Raw genomic sequence first — 14,681 nt, forward strand, 5'->3', positions numbered from 1 at the left:
CACATTCAACTTAATGTGATATATCTTTTAACTGAAAGATATATTAATACATCACATTTAAAACTACTTAAAAATAAAAAACACATCATGCTCTAAAGCACAATGTGTTTTTATTTTACAACTACAAGATGTGGTCCATTTTGTTCTTTTTCTTTCATTAATCCATTCTGTTGTTTCTCTTGTCGTTTCACGTGACTAGCAATATTGAGTAGTATCCCCATCGCAAGTAGATTAGCTAATAAAGAACTACCACCGTAACTGACAAACGGTAATGGTACTCCGGTAAGTGGTATTACCCCAGACATACCACCAACATTAATAAACGTTTGAACTCCAAACAAGCTTGCAATTCCGATAGCTATTAAACTTCCAAATGGATCTGTACACTTTTGTGCAACTCTAAATGACCGAATAATAATTAGTAATAAACAGATTAAAATGATAGCTACACCTATAAAACCAAGTTCTTCAGATATAATTGCCATTATAAAATCCGTTTGCGGTTCTGGTAAATAACCATATTTTTGTACACTATTCCCTAATCCTCTACCATTAAGCCCTCCAGAAGCGATTCCAATAAATGAATTCACTAATTGAAATCCATCCTTTTGAGGATCATTAAACGGATCAAGGAAAACAGAAAAACGTGCCTTTTGATATGGATTTAATGCATAATTACCAAGCAGATATAGTGCTGGAATCCATACTATAGAAGTTAAAGCAATTCGTTTAATCCATAAGTTAACCTGTACTCCCGAACAAAGAAACATAATTCCTACTGTTCCTGCAATTAACAAATCAGTACCTAAATCATTTTGCTTTAATATTAAAAACATGATTATACCAACACCAATAAGTACTGGACCTGACCCTTTGGAAACAGGTGTATTCGTTTCTTGTCTTTTGGCAAAGAAATGAGCTAAGACGAGAATAACTGTTATCTTAACAAATTCTGCAGGCTGTATTCCAAATATCCACCCGTTTGCACCGTTTACTTTCTTAGTGAAAAAAGCAGCTGCAGCTAATAAGGCAACACTAGCACCGTAACTCCCCAACAAAAAAATTCGTTTTCTCCAAACTTTATATGGGATAGTAGCAATAATTATTAATACTATTGTCCCAACAACTAAAGTAATTAATTGTCTTTTAAAAAAGAAATTTGCTGGTTTATCAAATCTCGAAATCGCAACAATGGAACTAGAACTATATACCATTATAACTCCCAGCACACATAAGATAACAAGAGGAAGTACCAATGAATAATCCATTGATTTCCATACTTTTTTCATTTCATTTCCTCTTTCTGTTTCAATTTAATTATTGTTGTATTCCATATGTACATTGATTCTTCCTGCTTTATTATACAAATAAAAAGCTCAAACTAATTTAGTTTGAGCCCCCTTATTTGAACCCGTTATTGTTGTTTGTTTGTAAACGCTTCATGAAGTGCAGATAACTCACGTTCGAGCTCACCTAACATTGCTTTCCCTTGTTCTTCTGCAATAAGACCAAGGCGAACTGCAAAATCGACCTCGCGGGATAGTCCAAACATTTGTGTGTCTAACACTTCTTCATATAATGGACATTGCGGCATTGTAAGATGGTCCATTTGCACCTTAATAAGTCTTAAAATCTTCTCTGCATCCGCTTGTAGAAGGGCTAGTGCCTTTTCCTGATGATTTGCTACTGTCTCAGACGCCAAATTGATTCCCTCCGTTTCCGTCCTACTCTCCTCTATCCTATCTATTAATATTAGCGATAGTTTTCATAAATTGCAATAGAAACATTTTTTGTGACAACAGTGTTTAATACTATTATACTGAAAAGTGGGAGTATAACACAAATGGGGGAAGAACAATGAGCGAAATTTTATTTATTAACGGAAAAGTACGTTTTCCAATCACTATTGATCCAACTGTTTGGATCTTTGATGATCGAAAAGTAGATTTGACAACTTACTTTGATGAAACTAGAGAAAACACGTCTGAACTAGAAACTTATTTAAAAAACACTTCAGAACATTGGGATCGCGAAATCCGTGATGGTGCCGCTTTTCCTCCAATACAACAAAGTGTGAAGAAATATAAAAAAGAACAGCTGATTACTGGAACATTTGGTATACTATTTCATCCATTCCTTGCTAACGCTGAAATTTTAGAGGGCGCTACGCAAGTTGAAATTGAAACGGTAGATCATACAATGACACTTCCATTAGAAACTGTCAAAAATGCTATACTAGGCTTTTCAAAAGAAGGAAAACCATTAAAAGAAGACGGACCTGTTCATCTCTATTTCAATGATGGATCTAATCGACAAAATCCAATCCGGAACATCCGTAAATTTACAATTATTTAAAGAAAAGGAGTGAGCTTAAGCTCACTCCTTTTTACAATAAATCTGCTGCTAGTTGAGCTAAATTAGATCGCTCCCCTTTAACAAACTTCACATGACCACTAATGCGCTGTTCTTTAAACTTCTCTACAACATACGTTAAGCCATTATTATATTCATCTAAGTATGGGTGATCAATTTGCTGAGGATCTCCCATCAATACAATCTTACTCTTTTCCCCTACCCTAGTTAGTATCGTTTTCACTTCATGCTTTGTTAAATTTTGTGCTTCGTCAATGATAATGAACTGATCTGGAATACTTCTCCCGCGTATATAAGTAAGGGCTTCTACTTCAATTGAACCCATTCCAGCTAAAATAGCATCTAACTCTCCTGGCTTTTTCGTATTAAATAAATACTCTAGGTTATCAAAAATTGGCTGCATCCATGGTCTTAACTTTTCTTCTTTTTCTCCTGGTAAATAACCGATATCTTTTCCGACTGGGACAATTGGTCTTGCAACGAGTAATTTTTTATATAACCCTAAGTCTTCTGTTTGCATAAGTCCCGAAGCTAATGCAAGTAACGTTTTTCCTGTGCCGGCTTTCCCTGTTAACGTTACAAGCGGAATATCTTCACGAAGCAACAATTCTAATCCCATGATTTGCTGCACGTTTCGTGGTCGTATCCCCCACACTTGTTCATTGTGAAAAATAAGTTTCTTTACCTTCTTACCTAAGTGATCCACGATGCCAAGCGCAGAACTAGAGCCCCCCAATGCATCTTTCATTACTACAAATTGATTTGGATAAAAAGGATGATTCGCAATTTCAGATAGAGGCAATTCACCTTTCTCATAAAAATAATCCAATTGTTCTTTTGATATATATCCTTCTAAAAAGCCAGAATATATATTTTCTACTTCAATTACGCGATCACTTAAATAATCTTCAGCCTTCAAACCAATTGCATCAGCTTTTACCCTTACGAGTACATCTTTACTTACTAAAATAACAGACTTCCCGTCCTCTTTTTCCTGTTCTTCTAAAGATAGATTTTTTGCTACAGCTAAAATTCGATTATCATTTGTTTTTTCTACAAAAATATCTTGTAGTTGCACAAATGAACGATGGTTCAATTCAATACGAAATGTTCCGCCGTTTTCTAGCGGGATACTTTCATGCAGCTTTCCTATTTCACGAAATTTATCTATTAACTTAGATACATAACGAGCGTTTCGTCCTACTTCATCCATATAACGTTTTTTCGAATCAACCTCTTCTAATACAACTGCTGGAATCACTACTTCATTGGTTTCAAATGAAAAAATAGATAAAGGATCCTGCAAAAGTACATTCGTATCTAACACATAAATTTTATCCAACCTGTTACCCCCTGACTCCACTTTTAAATTTGTAGAACAAGGGTTTCATCCATAAAATATGGACGAACCATTGTTATAATTATATGTACCGTGTAAACGAGGTAGAATCGAAAATCATAGTCATTAAACCTTTTATTTATTCTTTATTCATTTCTATTCAATATATTACCTTTTATTATAATTATTAACGTTAAATCACAATAACCGATTACAAAAGTGAATAAACGAATTTCTTATTTAGCATCTTTATAATTCTCTTATCCCTACTAGCACTTCGTTATCCAGCTTTTTCGCTGCCCGAAGATCATATGTTTTTTCATATGTTGGTTCAATTGCAAGTTTCGCTCCATAAAACATAACATCACGCACTTCTTGCACATTTACTTCTATTACAGTTAATTTTAAAGAAATGCCTTCCATTCTATCTGTCAAAATTTCACCTGCACCACTTATGGAAAATACGGATTCATTCGCCATTATAGTCAATACCACACCTGTATTATGCCGTATATTTTCCACAATACGTGAACGTTGATCTACTGCAAATCGAATACTAGTTTTACTCACTGCATACACCCAAGAAATAGCACTTACGTTAGGAACTTGTTTTTCGAAATCTGTCGTTGCTATCATAACAATACACTCTTTACGCAACGTTTGTACTAAACCCTCTGTTAAGGTAGGCTCTACTACATTCGCCATATTTTCACCTCCAAACATACTTGGTATATCCTTATCATAACTTATTTTTTGAATTGCGAAAATATTATTTTTTCCCACTATTATTCAAAAACATTATACTTCCATGATATACTTATACTGATAGAATTCGTATTGAGGTGACGAAATGAGAGTCAAATGTATGATTTGTGATAAAAAAGATATGTTAGATGATGAAAATCCTATGGCAAAAAAACTGCGTAATCGCCCTATTCATACATATATGTGCATGGAATGTTCGGAACGAATTGCAGAGCGTACAATGGAACGTCATGCAAGTGGTAATTTCCGATTATATCGTGATAAAAAAATCGAAGACGATTGGTAAAATGTAAATAAGTCCTTACTCATATAGATAAGGACTTATTTATATTTTTCTGGTTCACGATTCATCTGATCCAAAAAACAATCAATGGCTTCTAGCGGAAACCTTGCAGATTTCCTTTCCCCATTCATTTCGTATGTAATTAAATACATCTCCTCGTTCTTTTCGACTTCCACATTTTTTAATTTATGTTCTTCATATATCATATTTTGAAATAACAAATACGTTTCTTTTGCAGCACTATCATCTGGACGTGCTTCAGCAACTGTTTTAATTGTTAACCAATTATATAGTGCATCTTGTACTGAACGCATAAAAACTCCCCCCTTCCTCATCCTGCTTTTTGTTGTTTCGCTTGACGCAAACGTAATCTATAAATCCCAAGTACAATCGCTGCTACAACAAGTCCTTCTCCAACGGGTAAAAATACAGCAAAAAAGGTTAATACTGTACATCCAATTGCTAATGATATGTATATCACAATATTTTTAAGTACAGACAACTTTCTAGCAAACCCTAAATTATAGACGAGAGCACTTAATATAATAATCGTCCCATAAAGTAACCACATTCCTAACTCTGGATTTTCATCTACCTTACACAATTTTGCAAAAAAAGACATCCTTTCTAACACACTCTTCCCCCCTAGCAGTAAAATACAATTTTCTTTATACACTTAATACAAGAGTAACTCGCAAAAAAAATACTGTCCACAAAAAAAGAGTAAATATTCTAAAAAATAAACAAAATAAAAAACAACGACCTTTTATAAAGGTCGTTGTTTTTTTGTTTTTACGCTTCAACAGATTTCTTTTTCTTAGCAGCTCTTTCGCGCTCACTCTTATCAAGAATCTTTTTACGCAGACGAATTGATTCTGGAGTTACTTCACAGAACTCATCATCGTTTAAGTACTCTAATGATTCTTCTAAAGTCATTAGGCGTGGTTTCTTCATTGTTGAAGTTTGATCTTTCGTCGCAGAACGAATGTTAGTTTGTTGTTTCATTTTCACAACGTTAACTGTTAAGTCGTTCTCACGAGTGTGTTCTCCAACAATCATACCAGCATATACTTCTGTACCTGGTTCAACGAAGATTACACCACGGTCTTCAACTTGCATAATACCGTATTGTGATGCTTTTCCTGTTTCAAGTGAAACTAGAACACCTTGGCGACGTCCACCAACTTGTCCAGCGTGTACTGGTTGGTAGCAATCGAATGTATGGTTTAAAATACCGTAACCACGAGTTAATGTTAAGAATTCTGTTGTGTAACCAATTAAACCACGTGCTGGAACCATGAAAGTAAGGCGCACTTGACCGTTTCCGTTATTCACCATATCTAACATTTCACCTTTACGTGCACCCATAGATTCCATAATAGAACCAGTGTATTCTTCAGGTACATCGATTTGTACGCGCTCTACAGGTTCACATCTTACGCCATCAACTTCTTTAATGATTACCTCTGGCTTAGATACTTGTAATTCATAACCTTCACGACGCATGTTTTCGATTAAGATAGATAAATGTAGTTCCCCACGTCCAGATACGATCCACGCATCAGGAGACTCTGTATTATCTACACGTAAACTTACATCTGTTTCTAATTGTGAACGAAGACGCTCTTCAATTTTACGAGATGTAATGTATTTACCTTCACGACCTGCAAATGGGCTGTTATTTACAAGGAACGTCATTTGTAGTGTTGGCTCATCAATACGTAGTAATGGTAACGCATCTTCATGCTCAACCGGACATACCGTTTCACCAACGTTAATGTCTTCCATACCAGAAACGGCTACTAAATCCCCAGCTTTTGCTTCTTCGATTTCTTGACGTTTTAATCCAATGTAACCGAATAATTTCGTTACGCGGAATTGTTTTACACTTCCGTCAACTTTCATTAAAGCAACTTGTTGTCCAACCTTCATTGTACCGCGGAATACGCGTCCAACTCCAATACGTCCAACATAGTCGTTGTAATCAAGAAGTGCTACTTGGAATTGAAGTGGCTCTTCACTGTTATCAATCGGTGCTGGAATATGTTCGATAATTGTATCGAATAATGATTTCATATTCTCTTCTTGATTTGCTGGGTTTGAATCTAAGCTTGCTGTTCCGTTCATTGCTGATGCAAATACAACTGGGAACTCTAATTGATCTTCGTTTGCACCAAGCTCAATGAATAAGTCGATTACTTCATCAACTACTTCATCAGGACGAGCGAAGTCACGGTCAATTTTGTTTACAACTACGATTGGAGTTAAGTTTTGCTCAAGAGCTTTCTTTAAAACAAATCGTGTTTGTGGCATACAACCTTCATATGCATCAACAACAAGTAAAACACCATCAACCATTTTCATGATACGTTCTACTTCTCCACCGAAGTCAGCGTGACCTGGTGTATCTAAAATGTTAATTCTTTTATCTTCATAGTGAATCGCTGTATTTTTCGCTAAAATTGTAATACCGCGTTCTCTTTCTAGATCATTTGAATCCATTGCGCGTTCTTCAACGTGTTCGTTCGCACGGAAAGTCCCCGCTTGACGTAATAACTGGTCAACAAGTGTTGTTTTACCATGGTCAACGTGGGCAATAATTGCTATATTACGTAAATCTTGTCGTTTTTTCAACATGTCCAACTCCTAATGTCTTTTTAATCCTTCTCTATTATAAGAGCGAAGGGGATACAATAGCAATTAAAATAAAAGCAAGAATGAAAATATAGTTGTATTCTTACTTTTGTGAAAGTAAAATGAGATTGGAGGGTGAAGAAATGGAACACATTCAATATCGCTTTTTATTAACCGCAATTATCGGTGTTATTTTCTTAATCGGTATCGGCATTATGATTGCTGAAAATAGTCCAATCGGTATTATTATTTGCATTATCGGCACATTTGTTGCAGTTGGGTACGGTTTTGTAACAAAAAGAAAAATGCGCAAATCACAATAACGCTAAAAAGTAAGAAGCTTATACACAGCCTCTTACTTTTTTTGTTGCTCTAATATAAACGATAACACTTCTTCATACACTCCTGGTTTTGCAACTAACACACTGCTCTTCTCTATGATAGAAAGTGGCGCTCCAGAGAATGTCGTCACCTTACCTCCAACTTCTTCTACAATTATCTGTCCTCCGCCAAAATCCCATGGTGATAATCTCGGCGTTACATATGCATCTATTCTTCCTGTTGCAACGTATATCATCTCTAGTGCTGCACAGCCATATGATCTCGTGCCCCTTGCTTTCTTAACAAGTGCCATCATACTTTCCATATTAAGCAATGGATTATCTGTAAGCCATATCGCATTTAAAGCTACAATACCTTGCTCTACAGTTCCTTTTTCCAATGGAGGAATTGATATATCATTACAAAAAGCTCCGGATCCCTTGACTGCATGATATAGTTCATCGTGCACTGGATCATAAATAAGTCCAATCTTTCCGATACCGTTCTCATAAATACCAATTGAAATCGCAAAATTTCTTTTTTGATGAACAAAGTTCATCGTACCGTCAATTGGATCAATTAACCAAACAACCCCGCCAGAAGACGTTATCTCGTCTCCATAACCCTCTTCTCCTAAAATATTATGATTCGGGAATGTTTCTTTAATTTTCCCAATTAAAAACCGTTCTATCTCTCGGTCCATATTTGTAACTAAGTCAGCTGCATTTGATTTTGTTTCTATAATAAGTGCTTTTTTCATTGATGCCATCAAATGCTCTCCTGCATCCCGAATCCACCGTTTGGCGTGTGCATCGATGTCTTTCCATACTTCTTGCATGTTTAAACACTCCGATCTATACTGTTCACAGAAAAAACGAACCCTTTATAAGGTTCGCACCAACTAATTTTTTATACATATACTATTATTACGCTTCTAAACGAATCATTTCAAGTCTTAACACTTCTAACTTTTGTACACACTCTTCTTTTTTCTGTTTATCATCTTCCATCATCGCATCATATAAAGTTGCTAATTCATAATCTAGCTCCAAACGTAGCACCGGTATTCTCTTTTCGGCATCTGTTCTCTTTAACGCATTAATCACCTGTCTCATATTATTTGCCTCCTCCCAATATTCGTCTGCCCTCGGACTAGAATTAATTCAATTTTCTGATTTTTTGTTTTATACTATACTATGTTGGATAAATCATCTATGCAACAAAATTATATTTTTTATTTTAATTTTTTTGTGCTGTTTTTTTTATGAATAGTACAAGCTATGCTAAAATAAAAGCAAAATAGGAGTTGGAGGAACAATCATGACAATACAAACATTCAAGTCAACTGATTTTGATGTCTTTACAGTTGATGGTCTCGAAGAACGAATGAGTGCAATTAAAACGAACATTCATCCTAAGCTAGAAGCTTTAGGGGAACAATTTGCAGAATACTTATCCAAACACACTGATGAGAACTTTTTTTATCATGTTGCAAAACACGCACGACGGAAAGTCAATCCACCAAACGATACTTGGGTTGCTTTTTCAACAAATAAACGAGGATATAAAATGCTACCGCATTTCCAAATCGGCTTATGGGGTACTCATGCCTTCATATACTTTGGTTTAATCTATGAGTGTCCACAAAAAGTTGAGACGGCTCATGCCTTCTTAGAACATTTAAATGATTTAAAAACAAATATTCCAAATGACTTCGTTTGGTCCATTGACCATACTAAACCAAGTGTGAAATTACATAAAACACTTGAAACCGAAGACTTACAAAAGATAATTGAACGACTAGCTACTGTAAAAAAAGCAGAATTATTAGTTGGTATTCATATATCACCAGAGGAGTTTTCAGCAATGACCAACGAACAATTCCTTGCTAAGATTGAATCTACGATGCAACCACTCCTTCCTTTATATGCACTTTGTAATCGATAGTAGAAAACGGACAATTTATATTGTCCGTTTTTAGTTGTTATCACATTATATCACTTCAGTTTTTATTTTTCAAAATATTTTTATATTTTTACAACCTTTTGTTCTTCAACTTCCTTTGCCCTTTGAATAGCACGATATATAGAGTATCCACTTACTTCTTGAAACTCTTTATCAATTTTCTTTTCTTCTGCTTTCGATGGAACAATCTCTTTAAAACGACGATATAAACCCATTAATTCTTCTCTTATAATTCCTTTTTCATAAGCTTTCTCAATCGCTTCATAAAACTTCACAATTGTAACCATTTCCTCATTTGACCAATCATAATCTAACGGATATTGATATTCCATTTCGCACCTCATTTATCATTTCTTCTTGTTTCATTATGCTATCTTAAAGAGAATATTTTATTATTCATTATAGCCACTCTGCATTATACACTATTTATTCATTTTAATGGAATTGTCTTCCTCTATTCATTAGTTGAGGCTAACTATTAAACATACTCACCTTAAAAACATTTTTTTCTATACATCTATAATTATTGGTGATATAATGCTTTTGTTTTATAGAAAATAAAGTGAAGCTACCATCTCAAAAACGATTTTTTGAATGGCAGAAAAACAAGCCTCATTCTAAAAAAAGACTTACCTTTTTTAGAGCAGGATTATATAAAACAAATTATACTAAATATTATGAAGAAGAAGGGGTGTATAGATTGTCCCAATACGAAACACCATTGTTTACCGCTTTAGTTGAGCACAGTAAGCGAAATCCAATTCAATTCCATATTCCTGGTCATAAAAAAGGACAGGGCATGGATCCTACATTTCGCGAATTTATTGGGCATAATGCATTAGCAATTGACTTAATTAATATTGCGCCACTCGATGATTTACATCATCCAAAAGGTATGATTAAAGAAGCACAGGATTTAGCAGCCGCTGCATTCGGTGCAGATCATACTTTCTTTTCTATTCAAGGTACAAGTGGCGCTATTATGACAATGGTGATGAGCGTTTGCGGTCCTGGTGACAAAATCCTAGTACCACGAAACGTGCATAAATCAGTAATGTCAGCTATTATTTTCTCAGGTGCAAAACCGATTTTCATGCATCCTGAAATCGATCCGAAGCTCGGTATTTCTCATGGAATCACAATTCAATCTGTCAAAAAAGCACTTGAAGAGCACTCAGATGCAAAGGGCTTACTTGTTATTAATCCAACGTACTTTGGGTTTGCTGCAGACTTAGAACAGATTGTACAATTAGCACATTCTTATGACATCCCTGTACTAGTCGACGAGGCTCATGGTGTTCATATTCATTTTCACGATGAATTGCCGATGTCAGCGATGCAAGCTGGTGCAGACATGGCAGCAACAAGTGTTCACAAATTAGGAGGCTCTTTAACTCAAAGTTCTATTCTTAATGTGAAAGAAGGCTTGGTGAATGTAAAACATGTCCAATCTATTATTAGCATGCTTACAACTACATCAACTTCTTACATCTTGTTAGCATCACTTGATGTTGCGAGAAAACGTCTTGCTACAGAAGGAACAGCACTCATAGAACAAACAATACAATTAGCTGAACATGTTCGTGATGCTATAAATTCTATTGAGCATCTTTACTGTCCTGGAAAAGAAATGTTAGGTACAGATGCTACCTTTAACTATGATCCTACAAAGATAATTGTATCTGTAAAAGATTTAGGTATTACCGGCCACCAAGCTGAAGTATGGCTTAGAGAGAAATATAACATTGAAGTAGAACTCTCAGATCTATACAACATACTATGTCTTATCACTTTGGGAGATACAGAAAGTGATACAAATACACTTATTGCAGCATTACAAGATTTAGCAGCAACATTTAGAAATAGGGCAGATAAAGGTGTTCAAGTACAAGTAGAGATTCCAGAAATTCCAGTGCTAGCACTTTCTCCTCGAGATGCTTTTTATTCGGAAACAGAAGTCATTCCATTTGAAAATGCAGCGGGTCGTATTATAGCTGATTTTGTTATGGTTTATCCGCCAGGGATTCCAATCTTTACTCCGGGGGAAATTATTACACAAGAAAACTTAGAGTATATTCGTAAAAACTTAGAAGCAGGTTTACCTGTACAAGGTCCTGAAGATATGACATTACAAACATTACGTGTTATTAAAGAGTACAAGCCTATCAGTTGATAGGCTTTTTTTTCACCTTTTTTCCTATTCTTCATACGATACTAAAGAATGTAACGTATAGGTGGGGATACTATTATGATTGTAATAGGCCGTTCTATTGTACATCCTTATATTACAAATGAATATGAGCCATTTGTAGCAGAGAAACAACAAATTTTATCAATAATGGCAGGAAATCAAGAAGTTTATTCCTTCCGAACAGCTGATGAACTCAGCTTTGATCTCAATTTACGAGTTAATATTATTATCTCTGCACTAGAACTTTTTCAAAGTGGATTTCAATTTCGCACATTTCAACAATCTTTTTGCAACCCCCAGTATTGGAAAAGAACATCCCTTGGAGGATTCGAGCTTCTTCCAAACATACCACCTTCTATTGCCATACAAGATATTTTCAAAAACGGAAAACTATATGGAACTGAATGCGCAACCGCTATGATCATTATTTTTTATAAAGCTTTATTATCATTGTATGAGGAAGAAACTTTCAATCGTCTATTTGCAAACCTTTTACTTTATACATGGGACTACGATCAAGATCTAAGGCTCATAACAAAAACCGGTGGCGACCTTGTTCCAGGTGACCTCGTTTACTTTAAAAACCCACAAGTGAATCCATCTACGATTGAGTGGCAAGGAGAAAACACAATCTATTTAGGAAATTTCTTTTTTTACGGACATGGCGTAGGTGTAAAAACAAAAGAAGAAATTATTTATTCATTAAATGAACGACGAGTCCCTTACGCTTTTATTTCAGCTTTCTTGACCGATACTATTACCCGTATCGATAGCCGTATAATGAGCCAATACGCTTCTTCTAGTACACCACAGACATCCATAAGCTTTATTCCAATTAGAGATGATGCAATCGTTGCAACAGTTGGTCATACAACTACAATTTATTAAAAAAGCGCCTACACATGTAGGCGCTTTTTCTTATTATTAAGCTTTTGTATGTTCTTTATGGTCACATTCGCAATGAGATCCACATTTCCCGTATAGTACTGTTGATTTTTCATCTTCAAAATGTCCAATTGTTCCTTCACATACTTGGCATACGATTGTTCCCATTTTCATTTCCCCCTGAGTTTTAATAGTAATCTATTTATTTATCATTAAGCTTTCGCATTATCTTTTCTAACACAGTCACAATTTGTTCCACATTTTCCGTAAAGTACTGTCGTTTTCTCATCTTCAAAATGTCCGATTGTTCCTTCACATACTTGGCATACGATTGTTCCCATTTTTCATTTCCCCCTAAGTTTATGGTCCTAAAAACTTTTAGCTGTCCATTTCCTATCAATTATTGGGCTTTTGTATGCTCTGTGTGATCACATCCGCAAGATCCACATTTCCCGTAAAGTACCGTTACTTTCTCATCTTCGAAGTGTGCAATTGTACCTTCACAATCTTGACATACGATTGTTCCCATTTTTCATTTCCCCCTAAGTTTATAATCCCAAAAACTTTTTTGTAACCGCTTAACTTTCTGTCTTTATTTTAATATGTTATACTTTTTACGTCAATAGGTTTTTAGTATAACACATTAAATATTTTAAATTTTAATTAGTATGCGATATTCAAATAAAAAACAGCCATATTTATAAGTACGACTGTTTCACATTAATTATTCTTCATATTCCGCATGTAAAGAAGTTGACGGAACTAGAAATTTGAAAAACTGAGCTAACTCCTTCGCTTCCTCTTCTGATCCTAATTTAAAAATCTCCTGTATATATTGAACATTCTCTACATCATCTCGTCCGAGTAAAGTAGACCTTCCTGTTTGCATACAAACAATGAGCGGTTTTCCAAAAAACATATTTGTATAAATAACACCAAAATCATAACGTGTATCATGTGTCATAAACCCTAAAAATCGTACCTTCACACTTTCATGCTCATCATACAATTTTTCAAACATTGGTTTCCACCTTTCTACATCACGTTTCATTACTAGTATATTAAACAAAACATGTAATACTCCTTTTAATTGTCAAAAAATTCAGTAGGATGTAGAATAATAGTATTCTACTAAGTTAGGGGGAACTTATATGCAACATGCCTTTATTACGCTTGTACCTAAATCCAATCAACAATCTGTTTCAATAGATGATATAAAACAACTTTTTCATTATTATAAAACAGTTACTTCTAAAACTGGGGCCCAAATTAATTACCCGTATACAAATACCGCTTTTCCTTATGAAATTTTAGATACATCTACAACAACATTAAAACTTCAATCCAATCACGACCGGTATGACTCAATTTATATTGGTGTTGGTATAGAAAATAAACAATCTTTCATCCAAGTTTCTTTACCACCTAATGCAACATATGGTGACAAAGGGAAAGCGAATGAATTTTGCCGTTTTTTAGCGAAGAAATTAGAAGGAGAGTTACAATTATTTAATGGAAGAACAATGTATTTTTATAAACGTTAATTTAAAAAATAGATAATATGATTAAAACTAGTATACAATTCGAACATGTAAGAAATAAAGCTTGCTTTCTTACGTGTAATACAAAATATGCTATTACATAGGCTAAATACAGGAATACGAAAAAAAGAATAACTTTATAATGAAACTTATCACCATTCGATAATGTTAATACAGTGGAAAAGCCACTCCATAGTAGTAAATGATAAAATATAACATGTAATATTTTCATGGAACCTTCTCCTTTGACATGCTCTATTTTATTAATATATGGGGTTAAGTTTGAATCAATTACATATTATAGGATGATATATATTACCTTTGAAGTAAGTTACGCCTAAATCATTTGTTAAAGTATTATATATTCATTCGACAAGTACGTTT

At 34.6% G+C, this 14,681-nt stretch carries 22 protein-coding genes; 7 read left to right on the forward strand and 15 right to left on the reverse strand.

The annotated features are described in order from the left end of the window. Positions 1–110: 110 nt before the first annotated feature. Together AC0ONG_RS18435 and AC0ONG_RS18440 are read right to left on the reverse strand one after the other, a co-directional pair. Positions 111–1,289 carry an FtsW/RodA/SpoVE family cell cycle protein gene (locus tag AC0ONG_RS18435; RefSeq protein WP_000758416.1) on the reverse strand — a complete coding sequence of 393 codons (1,179 nt, stop codon included), beginning with the start codon at positions 1,287–1,289 and terminating at the stop codon, positions 111–113. Between the two features lie 125 nt (positions 1,290–1,414). Next, positions 1,415–1,702, reverse strand: coding sequence for an Fpa/YlaN family protein (locus tag AC0ONG_RS18440; RefSeq protein WP_000135694.1), 288 nt, complete (start codon positions 1,700–1,702; stop codon positions 1,415–1,417). Positions 1,703–1,857: 155 nt separating this feature from the next. Here AC0ONG_RS18440 and AC0ONG_RS18445 point away from each other — a divergent pair, with 155 nt between their 5' ends. After that, positions 1,858–2,355, forward strand: coding sequence for a hypothetical protein (locus tag AC0ONG_RS18445; RefSeq protein ID WP_001289805.1), 498 nt, complete (start codon positions 1,858–1,860; stop codon positions 2,353–2,355). A gap of 31 nt (positions 2,356–2,386) precedes the next feature. On the opposite strand, the gene AC0ONG_RS18450 is transcribed toward AC0ONG_RS18445, so the two are convergent. Both AC0ONG_RS18450 and AC0ONG_RS18455 read right to left on the reverse strand, forming a co-directional pair. Continuing rightward, the gene (locus AC0ONG_RS18450) at positions 2,387–3,715 is read right to left on the reverse strand and encodes a PhoH family protein (RefSeq protein ID WP_000358083.1); all 1,329 of its coding nucleotides are present in this window, start codon (positions 3,713–3,715) and stop codon (positions 2,387–2,389) included. Positions 3,716–3,961: 246 nt separating this feature from the next. Next, entirely contained in the window at positions 3,962–4,417 is a 456-nt protein-coding gene (locus AC0ONG_RS18455; protein WP_000024600.1) for a pyridoxamine 5'-phosphate oxidase family protein, read from the reverse strand. A 145-nt stretch (positions 4,418–4,562) separates the two neighbouring features. Between AC0ONG_RS18455 and AC0ONG_RS18460 the strand changes: the two genes are divergently transcribed. Continuing rightward, positions 4,563–4,763, forward strand: a complete 201-nt coding sequence (locus AC0ONG_RS18460; protein WP_002082250.1) for a YlaI family protein — start codon at positions 4,563–4,565, stop codon at positions 4,761–4,763. Between the two features lie 35 nt (positions 4,764–4,798). On the opposite strand, the gene AC0ONG_RS18465 is transcribed toward AC0ONG_RS18460, so the two are convergent. The 3 genes from AC0ONG_RS18465 to typA form a co-directional block, all read right to left on the reverse strand. Next, positions 4,799–5,074, reverse strand: coding sequence for a hypothetical protein (locus AC0ONG_RS18465; protein WP_001258140.1), 276 nt, complete (start codon positions 5,072–5,074; stop codon positions 4,799–4,801). Positions 5,075–5,091: 17 nt separating this feature from the next. Continuing rightward, positions 5,092–5,394 carry a YlaH-like family protein gene (locus tag AC0ONG_RS18470; protein ID WP_000893662.1) on the reverse strand — a complete coding sequence of 101 codons (303 nt, stop codon included), beginning with the start codon at positions 5,392–5,394 and terminating at the stop codon, positions 5,092–5,094. Positions 5,395–5,552: 158 nt separating this feature from the next. Next, positions 5,553–7,397 (reverse strand): translational GTPase TypA, encoded by a 1,845-nt coding sequence (gene typA, locus AC0ONG_RS18475; RefSeq protein WP_000914761.1) that lies wholly within the window; start codon positions 7,395–7,397, stop codon positions 5,553–5,555. A gap of 140 nt (positions 7,398–7,537) precedes the next feature. Here typA and AC0ONG_RS18480 point away from each other — a divergent pair, with 140 nt between their 5' ends. Further along, the gene (locus AC0ONG_RS18480; RefSeq protein ID WP_000400123.1) at positions 7,538–7,717 is read left to right on the forward strand and encodes a DUF5325 family protein; all 180 of its coding nucleotides are present in this window, start codon (positions 7,538–7,540) and stop codon (positions 7,715–7,717) included. 32 nt (positions 7,718–7,749) lie between these two features. Here AC0ONG_RS18480 and AC0ONG_RS18485 read toward each other — a convergent pair whose 3' ends face one another. Together AC0ONG_RS18485 and AC0ONG_RS18490 are read right to left on the reverse strand one after the other, a co-directional pair. Further along, entirely contained in the window at positions 7,750–8,553 is an 804-nt protein-coding gene (locus AC0ONG_RS18485) for an inositol monophosphatase family protein (protein ID WP_001158709.1), read from the reverse strand. Positions 8,554–8,641: 88 nt separating this feature from the next. After that, the gene (locus AC0ONG_RS18490; protein ID WP_001250164.1) at positions 8,642–8,830 is read right to left on the reverse strand and encodes a hypothetical protein; all 189 of its coding nucleotides are present in this window, start codon (positions 8,828–8,830) and stop codon (positions 8,642–8,644) included. 205 nt (positions 8,831–9,035) lie between these two features. On the opposite strand from AC0ONG_RS18490, the gene AC0ONG_RS18495 reads away from it, so the two are divergent. After that, positions 9,036–9,662, forward strand: a complete 627-nt coding sequence (locus AC0ONG_RS18495) for a YktB family protein (protein WP_000155315.1) — start codon at positions 9,036–9,038, stop codon at positions 9,660–9,662. 80 nt (positions 9,663–9,742) lie between these two features. Here AC0ONG_RS18495 and AC0ONG_RS18500 read toward each other — a convergent pair whose 3' ends face one another. Then, positions 9,743–10,012 (reverse strand): UPF0223 family protein, encoded by a 270-nt coding sequence (locus tag AC0ONG_RS18500; protein WP_000456553.1) that lies wholly within the window; start codon positions 10,010–10,012, stop codon positions 9,743–9,745. Positions 10,013–10,380: 368 nt separating this feature from the next. On the opposite strand from AC0ONG_RS18500, the gene speA reads away from it, so the two are divergent. Then, positions 10,381–11,853, forward strand: a complete 1,473-nt coding sequence (gene speA, locus AC0ONG_RS18505) for an arginine decarboxylase (RefSeq protein ID WP_000084895.1) — start codon at positions 10,381–10,383, stop codon at positions 11,851–11,853. Between the two features lie 75 nt (positions 11,854–11,928). Then, a complete protein-coding gene (locus AC0ONG_RS18510; protein WP_000635353.1) occupies positions 11,929–12,759 on the forward strand; it encodes a protein-glutamine gamma-glutamyltransferase in 831 nt (276 codons plus the stop codon). Positions 12,760–12,795: 36 nt separating this feature from the next. Here the strand turns inward: AC0ONG_RS18510 and AC0ONG_RS18515 are convergent, their stop codons facing one another. The 4 genes from AC0ONG_RS18515 to AC0ONG_RS18530 all read right to left on the reverse strand — a co-directional run bounded on the left by AC0ONG_RS18515 (position 12,796) and on the right by AC0ONG_RS18530 (position 13,777). Next, positions 12,796–12,924, reverse strand: a complete 129-nt coding sequence (locus AC0ONG_RS18515; RefSeq protein WP_000536796.1) for a GapA-binding peptide SR1P — start codon at positions 12,922–12,924, stop codon at positions 12,796–12,798. Positions 12,925–12,968: 44 nt separating this feature from the next. Beyond that, complete coding sequence (locus tag AC0ONG_RS18520) at positions 12,969–13,097, reverse strand: GapA-binding peptide SR1P (protein ID WP_000536807.1); 129 nt, start codon at positions 13,095–13,097, stop codon at positions 12,969–12,971. A gap of 59 nt (positions 13,098–13,156) precedes the next feature. Continuing rightward, positions 13,157–13,285: a GapA-binding peptide SR1P gene (locus tag AC0ONG_RS18525; RefSeq protein WP_000536778.1), complete on the reverse strand. Its 129-nt coding sequence runs from the start codon at positions 13,283–13,285 to the stop codon at positions 13,157–13,159. A 195-nt stretch (positions 13,286–13,480) separates the two neighbouring features. Next, the gene (locus AC0ONG_RS18530) at positions 13,481–13,777 is read right to left on the reverse strand and encodes a DUF3055 domain-containing protein (RefSeq protein WP_000462038.1); all 297 of its coding nucleotides are present in this window, start codon (positions 13,775–13,777) and stop codon (positions 13,481–13,483) included. Between the two features lie 130 nt (positions 13,778–13,907). Between AC0ONG_RS18530 and AC0ONG_RS18535 the strand changes: the two genes are divergently transcribed. Further along, positions 13,908–14,300, forward strand: coding sequence for a DUF1885 family protein (locus AC0ONG_RS18535; RefSeq protein WP_001163296.1), 393 nt, complete (start codon positions 13,908–13,910; stop codon positions 14,298–14,300). A 1-nt stretch (position 14,301) separates the two neighbouring features. Here AC0ONG_RS18535 and AC0ONG_RS18540 read toward each other — a convergent pair whose 3' ends face one another. Continuing rightward, positions 14,302–14,529 carry a hypothetical protein gene (locus tag AC0ONG_RS18540; protein WP_000697472.1) on the reverse strand — a complete coding sequence of 76 codons (228 nt, stop codon included), beginning with the start codon at positions 14,527–14,529 and terminating at the stop codon, positions 14,302–14,304. Positions 14,530–14,681 lie beyond the last annotated feature (152 nt).

The organism is Bacillus sp. TCT6, from assembly GCF_056033845.1.